The 9932-nt window shown below is 58.6% G+C and carries 10 protein-coding genes; 7 read left to right on the top strand and 3 right to left on the bottom strand.

The window, feature by feature from the left end; translation table 11 throughout:
- Window positions 1–336: hypothetical protein (locus AC8GFZ_RS16625; RefSeq protein WP_506646042.1), on the top strand; the 336-nt coding region annotated here is incomplete at its 5' end.
- Between the two features lie 109 nt (window positions 337–445).
- On the opposite strand, the gene AC8GFZ_RS16620 is transcribed toward AC8GFZ_RS16625, so the two are convergent.
- From AC8GFZ_RS16620 to AC8GFZ_RS16610, 3 genes are read right to left on the bottom strand one after another with little or no spacing between them, the layout of a single operon-like run.
- The gene (locus tag AC8GFZ_RS16620) at window positions 446–1750 is read right to left on the bottom strand and encodes a TRAP transporter large permease (RefSeq protein WP_506646041.1); all 1305 of its coding nucleotides are present in this window, start codon (window positions 1748–1750) and stop codon (window positions 446–448) included.
- On the bottom strand, window positions 1747–2307 hold the full coding sequence (locus AC8GFZ_RS16615) for a TRAP transporter small permease (protein ID WP_506646040.1): 561 nt from the start codon (window positions 2305–2307) through the stop codon (window positions 1747–1749). The genes AC8GFZ_RS16620 and AC8GFZ_RS16615 overlap by 4 nt, the downstream gene beginning before the upstream one ends.
- Complete coding sequence (locus AC8GFZ_RS16610; protein ID WP_506646039.1) at window positions 2288–3307, bottom strand: TRAP transporter substrate-binding protein; 1020 nt, start codon at window positions 3305–3307, stop codon at window positions 2288–2290. Before AC8GFZ_RS16610 ends, AC8GFZ_RS16615 begins: the two co-directional genes overlap by 20 nt.
- A 172-nt stretch (window positions 3308–3479) precedes the next feature.
- On the opposite strand from AC8GFZ_RS16610, the gene AC8GFZ_RS16605 reads away from it, so the two are divergent.
- The 6 genes from AC8GFZ_RS16605 to AC8GFZ_RS16580 all read left to right on the top strand — a co-directional run bounded on the left by AC8GFZ_RS16605 (window position 3480) and on the right by AC8GFZ_RS16580 (window position 9932).
- Complete coding sequence (locus AC8GFZ_RS16605) at window positions 3480–4046, top strand: VOC family protein (protein ID WP_506646038.1); 567 nt, start codon at window positions 3480–3482, stop codon at window positions 4044–4046.
- Complete coding sequence (locus tag AC8GFZ_RS16600; RefSeq protein ID WP_506646037.1) at window positions 4043–4837, top strand: IclR family transcriptional regulator; 795 nt, start codon at window positions 4043–4045, stop codon at window positions 4835–4837. Before AC8GFZ_RS16605 ends, AC8GFZ_RS16600 begins: the two co-directional genes overlap by 4 nt.
- Window positions 4834–6375, top strand: coding sequence for a bifunctional 3-(3-hydroxy-phenyl)propionate/3-hydroxycinnamic acid hydroxylase MhpA (mhpA, locus tag AC8GFZ_RS16595; RefSeq protein ID WP_506646036.1), 1542 nt, complete (start codon window positions 4834–4836; stop codon window positions 6373–6375). Before AC8GFZ_RS16600 ends, mhpA begins: the two co-directional genes overlap by 4 nt.
- Window positions 6372–7220: a phytanoyl-CoA dioxygenase family protein gene (locus AC8GFZ_RS16590; protein ID WP_506646035.1), complete on the top strand. Its 849-nt coding sequence runs from the start codon at window positions 6372–6374 to the stop codon at window positions 7218–7220. Before mhpA ends, AC8GFZ_RS16590 begins: the two co-directional genes overlap by 4 nt.
- 159 nt (window positions 7221–7379) lie before the next feature.
- On the top strand, window positions 7380–8339 hold the full coding sequence (locus AC8GFZ_RS16585; RefSeq protein ID WP_506646034.1) for a Bug family tripartite tricarboxylate transporter substrate binding protein: 960 nt from the start codon (window positions 7380–7382) through the stop codon (window positions 8337–8339).
- A gap of 12 nt (window positions 8340–8351) precedes the next feature.
- Complete coding sequence (locus AC8GFZ_RS16580) at window positions 8352–9932, top strand: sulfatase family protein (protein ID WP_506646033.1); 1581 nt, start codon at window positions 8352–8354, stop codon at window positions 9930–9932.

The following is a 9932-nucleotide window of genomic DNA, read 5'->3' as shown; positions in this document are numbered from 1 at the left end:
GAAGAGCAAGCTAAGGACGTCAACAGACTAGTTGAATACCGGTCTGTTTATGCCGCTATTTCTTTAGATTGTCACAACAACATTTGGTCTCTCGAGTCAGACCACATCAACCAAAAAAGCGATCACTCGTATGAATTTTTACACTACGGGAATCAAATGGTGAAAAGAGCCACGATGAATTTAATGATGTCCGTCGGGTTGTTGACTGAATCGATATTTAAGACGCATCGATTTTTTCAAACCCAAAACAGTCGACTGGACTCCATCCTGGGCAAATGGATTAGCTATCGACAAGAGCTCGAGGCGGCTTATAAAAAAATCAGCCCTGCTTTTTAAATCCAAGCCAGCACCCAGTTGTACCAAGTTTGTAATGGGGAGATGAAAAATTTCCCTATTTGAAGTGAGCCGCCTTATTCAACTGTTGACATTTTTCAAGCCACGAAGTTCACCCCCTGATCAACGTCGGCAACCACAGCACCAAGCTGGGAAAAACCACCAACAACGCCAGCAGCAACAAGTCGGCGGCAATGAAAGGCATCACGCCTTTGTAGATGGTGCGGATCGGCACCTGCGGCGCCAAACCATGCAACACAAACACGATGATGCCAATGGGCGGGATGATCATGCCCAACTCCACCACCACCACATTGACAATGCCCCACCACACCGGGTCAAAGCCCAGCTTTTCAATCACCGGCAGCACAAACGGCAAGGTGATGAGCATGGCAGCGATTTCATCGAAGATGGCCCCCAAGGCCAAATAAGCCACGATCAAACAGGCCACGATGCCCAGGGGGCTGAGGGGCAACTCACCAATGGCCGCCACCAAAGCCTCCGGCACCCGCGCCAAGGTCACAAAGTAAGAAAACACCGACGCGCCGATGATGATGGTGTAGATCATCGCCGTGGCGCTGGCGGTTTCGCGCAAGCCCAGCCACACGTTGTGCCAATCCAAGCGCCCGCGCAGCAGGGCAAAGACCAAGGCCAGCACCGCAGCCACCGAGGCGGCTTCATTGACGGTGAACACCCCGCTGTACAAGCCCAAAAACACCGCCAGCATCAGCACCAACACGGGCGCCGCATCGCGCAAAGCGAGCCACTTTTCAGCCGATGCGACCGGGTCGCTCAAGGGGGCCAATTCGGGTTTCCAGCGCACCACCCAGGCAATGGCCAACAGGTTCACCAGCAAGGCCAACAACGCCGGCACGATGGCGGCGTAAAACAAATCAAAGATAAAGGTCTTGGTCACCACGCTGTACAAAATCATCACGATCGAGGGCGGTATCAAGGCCTTCAGCGTGCCCCCGGCGGCAATGGTGCCGGTGGAAAACGCTGGCGAATAACCGCGGCGCAGCATCTCGGGCAAAGCGGCCTTGGCAAAGGTGGCGGCGGTGGCGGTGGACGAGCCACACACCGCGCCAAAGGCCGCGCAGCCGCCGATGGTGGCATAGGCCAAACCGCCTCGGCGATGGCCAAACCAGGCGGCAGCCGCACGGTAAATATCACGCGAAAAACCGGCCGCTGAGGCAAACGTGCCCATCAGCAAAAACAAGGGCACGGTGGCCAAATCCACACTCGCCAGCAAACCAGAGGTTTCGCTGGCCAACAAGGTCAGCGCGGGCGACCAGCCGCTTTGCAAGGCATAGCCCACCAAACCCACGGCCAGCATGGCAAAGCCAATCGGCACTTGCAAAAAAATCAGCGCACACAGTGCCAAAAAGCCCACGCCGCCAATGGCCAATGCACTCATGTGGGGCTGCGCTCACTGTGTTCAAAGCGGCCCCAGCAGCGGCCCAGCTCCAACACCACCACGATGGTTTGCACCAGCACGGCACATAACAAAATAGCACTGACCCCATACCAAAAGGGCGCGGTGGGTATTTTCAATATCCAAGTGGTTTCGCCCGCCTTGGCCATCTTGCCGGCAAACACCATGAACTGCCAGGCCATGGCGGCCATGATCAGCGCCACCACGATGGCCGCCAGCGCATCCAAAGCGCGGCTGATGCGCGGCCAACGGGCCACGGGCAGGGCCCGAATGACGATGTTGCTGCGTTCCATCAAACCCACCGGCAGGCAGCAACTCACGGCCAGCGCGATCGCCACCGCCGCCACATCGCGCACCCCCTCAATGGGTTGATTGAGCAGCCAACGGGCCAGGCCATCGACCAGGGTGAGCACGGCCAAAAACAACAAGGCCGACAAACCCAGGGCCGATAAAGCGCGGGTGGCGGTCAGCCCCAAACGCTCCAGCCACAGCAGCCCCCCCGAGGGGCGAGGAGGCGCTTCAGCGGCCGGCGCGGACATTGGCGATTTCGGCCTCCACCAGGCTCAGCAACTCTTTGTTGCGCGGGCTTTTGGCGGTCCACGCATCAATGACCGATTTGAAGGCCGGCTTCATGGCGTCCAAATCGGCCTGGGATGGGAACACCACCCGGCGCTTGGGGTCGGCTTGCAGTTGTTTGACCACCGAATCGTTATAAGCACCAATGCCGTCATTGAAGCGCTGGGCGGTCCACATGCCGCTGTGCTTGCGGATCGCGTCTTGGCCGGCCTTGGGCAAGCTGTCGAACTTCTTTTTGTTCATCAACATGGCCAGGGGCACCACGCCCAAGCGGGTGAAGTAATGCGCGTTGGTCACCCTGGAAATGCCAAAGTCCACCAGGGGCGCTGGGTGCGAGGTGGTGCCATCGATGGTGCTGCGCCCAATCGCCTCGGGCACTTCAGTCACCGGCATGCCAATCGGTACCGCCCCCAAGGCCTTGACGGTTTCACTCTCAATCGCCCCCGAAGCCCGGATTTTTTTACCCTTGATATCGGCGATGCTGTTGATCGGTGTGCGCGCATGCAAGCTATAGGGCGCCGTGCCAAACAAACCAATGGGGAAGAAGTCGTCATAGCCCTTGACCTTGCCGCTGTTGACCAAGCGGGTGAAGACCACGGTGGCTTCTTTCAGGTCGTTGAACAGGCCGGGCAACTCGAACACTTCGTTTTCTTGAAACCGCCCGGGTGTGTAAGAGGCAATCACCCAAGCGATGTCGGCCACCCCGTCAAGGACCATTTGCGCTTGCTGCACCGGGCTGCGGCCCAAGGCCCCGTTGGGAAACAACTCAATTTCAATCGCCCCGCCCGAATCCTTGTTCACCGCCTCGGCAAACGGCTTGAACACGCTCAAGTACGTGGCCTCTTTGTCGGGCGAGAAGATGGAAAACTTGAGCTTCACAGGGGCGGTTTGGGCCCACGTGGCGCCGCTGATGAGCATCAGCGCGGCAGCTGTCAGGGCGCGCAGGCGTTGTCTTTGGAACATGGGAGGTCTCCTGTTTTTTGATGTCGACGTGACAATGTAATGCATCAACAAAAAATGTCAATATTTAAGATTTTGTGCAATGCAGCATGGTTTTTTGATCAATTTATTTACGCAAGTATCACCTATTGAGATAACATGAATTTCAAAATTTCTTCCTCCAAGAAAGCCTGTCATGTTCCAGCCCCCTGCCGTTTCGTTCAGCCACATGGGCTTGTATGTCACCGACATTGCCCGACAAGAGCGTTTTTTCACCCAGTTTTTGGGCTTCACCGTGACCGACCGCGGGACCCTGCCCACCCCCAACGGGCCAGTGCAACTGGTGTTTCTCAGCCGCGTGCCCGACGAGCACCACCAAATGGTGTTGGCCACCGGCAGGCCCGCTGACTTGGGCTTCAACACGGTGAACCAGTTGTCGTTTCGCGTCCCAGACCTGGCCAGCCTGCGCGCGTTTTTCAACGCCATGCAGCAAGACCCGTGGCGCCAAGAGATCACCGAGGTGCTGCCAGCCTGCCATGGCAACGCCTTGTCCATTTACGCCAAGGGACCAGAAGGCAATCGCCTGGAGCTGTTCATCGACACCCCTTGGTATGTGAACCAACCCCTGCGCGAACCCTTCAGTTTTGCGCACAGCGACGACGAGATATGGCAGTGGGCCCATGAACTGGCCAAACCCCTGCCCGGCTACCGCCCACGCGAACAATGGGTGGCCGAGATGAAACAAAAAATGGGGGTGCATTGAGCAGCCTGTCGTCAAGCCTGTCTGTGCTGGGTTTGTTCACCGAACAACACCCCACCTGGAGCGCGGACGCCATCAACGAGGCCCTGGGGTTTTCTCGCCCCACGGGTTACCGTTATGTGCGCGAGTTGGTCCACAGCGGCTTGGTGGCGCGCATCGCCCCGGGCACCTATGCCCTGGGCCCGCGCATCATTGAGTTGGACTTTCAAATTCGGCTCAGCGACCCCTTGCTCAAAGCGGGCTTGCCGGTCATTCAAGAGCTGGTTGAGTCCACCGGCTGCGAAGTCAATTTGATCGGCCTGTACGGTGATCACATCGTCACCACCCACCAGCAACCCGGCATTGAGCGCTTGCCTTTGAGCTTTGGCCGGGGCCGCCCCTTGCCGGCGTTTCGCGGGGCCGGCTCGAAAATCATCGTCGCCCACTTTGGCAAAAACAAACTGAAAAAACTCTACGACGCGAATATCGACCAAGCCCAACAAGCGGGCTTGGGCAGCGATTGGGACGGCGTGCGCTCAGCCCTCGCGCAACTCAAAAAACAAGGCCACGCCGTGTCGCAAGGTGAACTCGACCCAGGCTTTGTGGGCGTGGCCGCACCGGTGTTTGCCTCCGATGGGGAAATTTTGGGCAGCGTCATCGCCGCCTTGACGCGCCACCGCCTGGGCATCACCGACTTGGACCGCCTGATTGCCAAGATCAAAGGTGGTGGTCAGCAAATCAGCGAGCGCGTGGCGCATTGGGCCAAAACCCAGGCCCCGCCGACCAGCTTGCCCCAGCGGGCCAAAGCCGCATGAGCAACGCGAACCACAGCTGTGAGGTGGCGATTGTGGGCATGGGGCCCACGGGTGTCATGTTGGCCCACCTGCTGGGCGCCTTGGGCGTGGACACAGTGCTGATGGACCGCGAGCCCGACTTGCTCAACCTGCCCCGCGCGGTGCACTTTGATGGCGAAGTGATGCGCATTTTTCAAAATGCCGGTTTGGCCGCTGCGCTACTGCCCCATGTGCGGGCCTCACAGGGCATGCAATACATCAACCCACAAGGGCAATTGCTGCTCGAGCGCAAGCCCGCCACGGCAGCGGGCATGCACGGCTGGGCCAACAATTATTTGTTCCACCAGCCCGATGTCGAGCGCATCTTGCGCGATGGATTGGCGGCACACCCCAGCGTTCAAGTGCGCTTGCAACACGAGGTCACTGACTTGCTAGCCTCACCGACGGGTGTCGACATGGCCATGGCTGATTTGTCCCAGCACACCACCCCGCGTTTGCACGCCCAGTGGGTCGTGGGTTGCGATGGCGCACGCTCCCAGGTGCGCGAACACATGGCCACGGGCTTGGACGATCTGGGCCTGCACCAGGCTTGGTTGGTGATCGATGTGGAATTGCGTCAAGACCTGGACCTGCCAGTGGCCACGGTCCAATACTGCAACCCCGCGCGGCCCATCACCTATGTCAATGTCACAGGGCGGCGCAGGCGCTGGGAGGTGATGGTCATGCCAGGCGACAGCCTGGAACAGATGACCGAGCCCGCACACATTTGGCCTTTGCTCTCACCTTGGATCCAGCCAGAGCAAGCCACGTTGGTGCGCACCGCCATCTACACCTTTCACTCCTTGCTGACCCAGCATTGGCGCCAAGGCCGTTTGCTGCTGGCCGGTGACAGCGCGCATCAAACGCCACCGTTTTTGGGCCAAGGCATGTGTGCGGGCATTCGCGACGCGGCCAACTTGGCCTGGAAACTGCACCGCGTCTGCCGCGGTGCGCCCGAGGCCTTGCTCGATACCTATGCCAGCGAACGCATGCCCCATGTCAGCGACTTCATTGCCACTGCCGTCAAACTGGGCAACATCATCCAGTCCACCGACCCGCTGGTGGCGGCCCAACGCGATCAACAATTCTTGGCGCAAGGCCCGCAAGAAATCGTCAACCTTTCACCCCCTTTGGGTCCTGGCTTTCACCGGGGCCAAGGCCTGGCTGGCCAAATCACCGCGCAACCCACCTTGAGCGATGGGCGCTTGCTCGACGACGCTTTGGGCCAAGGCTTTGCGGTGGTCTCGGCCCAGGCCATCGACACGGCAGGTGTCCCCGCGCCAACCCTGCACGCTTTAACCGCTTTGGGCACCCAATGGCTGCACGACCCTGCGCTGCACGACTGGCTGCAGGGCTTGGATGCCCTGTGTGTCTTGCTGCGGCCCGACCGCTATGTGTTCGCCACCGCCCAATCTACCCAGGAGATGACCCAGTGGGATCTGTCCCTGGCTTTGATTCAACACAGCACCGCCCCCCATCACCCAACCCCATCACCCACCGTGGAGGAGAACCGCCCATGAACCAAAAACCCCTGAACCCCATCACCGCCCAAGACATCGCGCAATTCCAAGCCGATGGCGTGGTGTGCTTGCGTGGTATGTTCGACAGCGAGTGGATCAGCCGGATGCAAAAAGCGGTGGACCGCATCATGGACGCGCAAAACCCCTTGGCGCGCCCGCGCGAAGTCACCCAAGCTTTGGGGGGCACCAGTGGCCGCTACCACATTAACTCGTTTGTTTGGCATTGGGACGACGACTTCAAAGACTATGTCATGCACTCGCCCAACGCTGAAATCGCAGCCACCTTGATGGGGGCCGATGAGGTGCGGGTGTTTTACGACCAGGTGTTTGTCAAAGAGCCCAACACGGTGGAGATGACCGATTGGCACCATGACCTGCCGTTTTGGCCCATGCGGGGCGAACAAATTTTGTCGGTGTGGGTGGCCCTGACCGATGTCACCCACGAAAACAGCGCCTTGGAGTACATCGCGGGCTCCCACCGCTGGAACAAGTTTTACCGGGCCGCCATTCCTGACAAAGACCCGAACTTCAAATCCACCTTGGAAGAATGCCCCAACTTCAGCGAACTCAAAAACGACCCGCAATACCGTTTTTTATCGTGGGAAATGAAGGCGGGCGATTGCTTGGTGCACCACCCCTTGACAGTGCATGGTGCGGCTGGCAATTTTTCACCCACCAAGCGCCGTGCCGCCATCTCTACCCGCTACTTCGGCCCCGATGTCACTTGGGACCCGCGCCCGGCCACCATGAAAATCACCGGAGACCCCCAGCTGCCAGCCGGCCAGCACCCCAATCACGACGGTGTGTTTCCGGTGGCTTGGCGGCGCGCACAAGCCATGGCCTGATTCAAAAAAATTCGTCTGTATAAGCCACCACTTTGCGGGTTCAGCGGCGCTCACAACGGCCGCTGAACAGGCCCCTTCGGCACCCACACCGTGCGCCATTCTGCGCCCACCTCCCGCGTTATAAGATGGCGCGATTCTTTTCTACCGCTCGGAGTTCTTATGACTGTTCGCCGTTGGATTTTGTGCTGGGCCATGGGTTTGTTGTGCACGGGCTCATTCGCTCAAAGCTTTCCCAGCAAACCGGTGCGCTTGGTGATGCCGTTTCCCGCCACGGGTCCGGCAGATTTGATGGCGCGCATTTATGCCCAAAAACTCAGTGAGCGCTGGGGCCAATCGGTGCTGGTGGACAACCGGGTTGGTGCCACCGGAACCATTGGTGCAGACATCGTTGCCAAAGCCAGCCCAGATGGCCACACCCTGCTGTTCACGGTCGATCTGCCGATCGTGATGGCACCGGCTTTGATCAAAACCCCCTACGACCCCCGTGCTGGTTTCACCCCCATTGCCATCATGGCTGAAACCATGAACATGTTGGTCGTGCACCCTTCATTGGGTGTTTCCAATCTGAGCGAATTGATCGCTGCGGCGAAAAAAAAGCCTGGGCAATTGACCTACTCGTCCGCTGGTCAAGCCTCACCAGCACACATTTGTGGGGAAATGCTGCGCTTGAATGCAGGCATCGACATTGTTCACGTGCCCTATAAAGGCGCAGCGCCCGCCATGAATGCGGTGTTGGCCGGCGAAGTCTCCATGTTTTGCGGACCCATCACCCAGGGCCTGGCCCATGTCAAAGGTGGCAAGCTCAAAGCCATTGGGGTGACAGGTAACAGCAGTTCTGCCTTGGTCCCGGAACTGCCCACACTCTCCACCACCATTCCCGGCTTGGTCGTCTCATCCACATATATGCTGTACGCACCCCCAGCGACGCCAGCGAATATCGCGCAACTGATCAAAGCCGACCTGCGCAAAACCTGGGAAGAAAAAGACGTGCGTGAACGCTTGGGTGCCATGGGCATGGACCTGATTTGGCTGGAAGGCGCTGAGTTGACCCGGCGAGTGGATGCCGATTTGGCCAAATGGTCGAACGTGGTCAAAACCGCTGGCATTCGCGCTGATTGAACATAAACTGCCATGTCCAAAGCCCCCAACTTCATCCTCTTCATCACCGACCAACACCGCGCAGATCACTTGGGCTGCTATGGCAACCCCTTGGTGAAAACACCGCATCTGGACGCTTTGGCCTCGCGCGGATGGGTGGCCGATGAGTGTCATGTGGCGTCCCCCATCTGCATGCCCAACCGTGCATCCTTGATGACCGGTCGGATGCCTTCGCGCCACGGCGTGCGCCACAACGGCATCGAGCTTTCTTTGGACGAGCGAACCTTGCCGCAAGCCTTGCGTGAAGCGGGTTATCAAACTTTTCACGTCGGCAAGTCGCACTTGCAAAACATTGAAGTCAAGCCTGCTCAATACCCCAAGCCGGGAACATCGCGCCTGGCGCACGAGGCACGGCGTGAGTCGCCAGGCCGCCATGGACAAGAGATTTGGAAGCGTTGGGAAGACGATCCCCATTGCGACATCGAAACGCCTTTTTACGGTTTTGACCATGTGGACTTGTGCATTCACCATGCCGATGATGAATTCGGCCATTGGCGCCGCTGGGCGCGCCAACAAGACCCAGATGTGGACGCCCTGATTGGCCACAAAAACGCCATTCCCACCCCAGAATTTGAACTCACCCAATGCCAGCAGGCTTGGCGCACCCGATTGCCCGAGCACCTGTATCCCACCCACTGGATCGCCGACCGGGCCATCGCCCGTTTAACACAAGCGCAAACATCCGATTCACCGTTTTTTTTGCATTGTTCATTTCCCGACCCCCACCACCCATTCACGCCGCCCGGCAAGTATTGGGACATGTACTCACCCGATGACGTTGAATTGCCGCCCTCGTTTCATGCGGCCCATTCTGGTTTGGCGCCACACATGCGCGCCTTGTACAAGCAGCGTGATGAAAAATCGGCGATCAAAAATACCCAGGCCTTGTTTGCCTGCACCGAGCGCGAAGCGCGTGAAGCGATTGCACTGAACTACGGCTCCATCAGCATGATCGACGACGCCATTGGCCGCGTGGTAGCCCATCTCCGAGCCCTGGATATGGCAGACAACACCGTGATCGTTTTCACCGCCGACCATGGTGATTTTTTAGGTGACCACCAATTGATGCTGAAAGGTCCGATTCACTATCGGGGCTTGACCCGCGTCCCCTTGATATGGGCCGATACCCACGCTGCATCGGAGCCGCGCACCTCCGCGCTTTGTCAAACCGTTGATTTGACGCCCACGATCTTGGAGCGGGCCGGTGTGGCCCCATGGAATGGCATTCAGGGGCAATCGCTTTTGCCGCTTCTATCGGGCCAGGTCAAACAAGTGCGGCCCGATTTGTTGATCGAGGAAGAGGGGCAGCGTTATTACATGGGCTTCACCGAAAGGGTGCGCATGCGCAGCTTGATATTTGGCGCTTATCGCATCTCTGTTTACGATGGGGTCGAATGGGGGGAGTTGTACGACCGCAGCACCGACCCTGAAGAATTGAACAATCTGTGGGACGTGCCTGCGCATCATTCCTTGCGCGCCAGCATGACCGAGCGCATGCTGCGCCAGATGATTGCGCTGGGTGAAACCAGCCCATACCCGACGCAAATTGCCTAA

Origin of the sequence: Limnohabitans rimovensis (SeqCode), from assembly GCF_965234775.1 — a bacterium.
Lineage (GTDB): Bacteria > Pseudomonadota > Gammaproteobacteria > Burkholderiales > Burkholderiaceae_C > Limnohabitans > Limnohabitans rimovensis.
Note: the sequence above shows the minus strand (reverse complement) of the source record. Positions and strands in the feature narration are given on the sequence as shown.

Excerpts from the sequence above, each read along its gene's own strand:
- AC8GFZ_RS16580 (WP_506646033.1), top strand. The coding sequence starts at position 8,352 with ATGTCCAAAGCCCCCAACTTCATCCTCTTCATCACCGACCAACACCGC.
- AC8GFZ_RS16585 (WP_506646034.1), top strand. The coding sequence starts at position 7,380 with ATGACTGTTCGCCGTTGGATTTTGTGCTGGGCCATGGGTTTGTTGTGC.
- AC8GFZ_RS16615 (WP_506646040.1), bottom strand. The coding sequence starts at position 2,307 with ATGTCCGCGCCGGCCGCTGAAGCGCCTCCTCGCCCCTCGGGGGGGCTG.
- AC8GFZ_RS16610 (WP_506646039.1), bottom strand. The coding sequence starts at position 3,307 with ATGTTCCAAAGACAACGCCTGCGCGCCCTGACAGCTGCCGCGCTGATG.
- AC8GFZ_RS16605 (WP_506646038.1), top strand. The coding sequence starts at position 3,480 with ATGTTCCAGCCCCCTGCCGTTTCGTTCAGCCACATGGGCTTGTATGTC.
- mhpA (WP_506646036.1), top strand. The coding sequence starts at position 4,834 with ATGAGCAACGCGAACCACAGCTGTGAGGTGGCGATTGTGGGCATGGGG.
- AC8GFZ_RS16590 (WP_506646035.1), top strand. The coding sequence starts at position 6,372 with ATGAACCAAAAACCCCTGAACCCCATCACCGCCCAAGACATCGCGCAA.
- AC8GFZ_RS16620 (WP_506646041.1), bottom strand. The coding sequence starts at position 1,750 with ATGAGTGCATTGGCCATTGGCGGCGTGGGCTTTTTGGCACTGTGTGCG.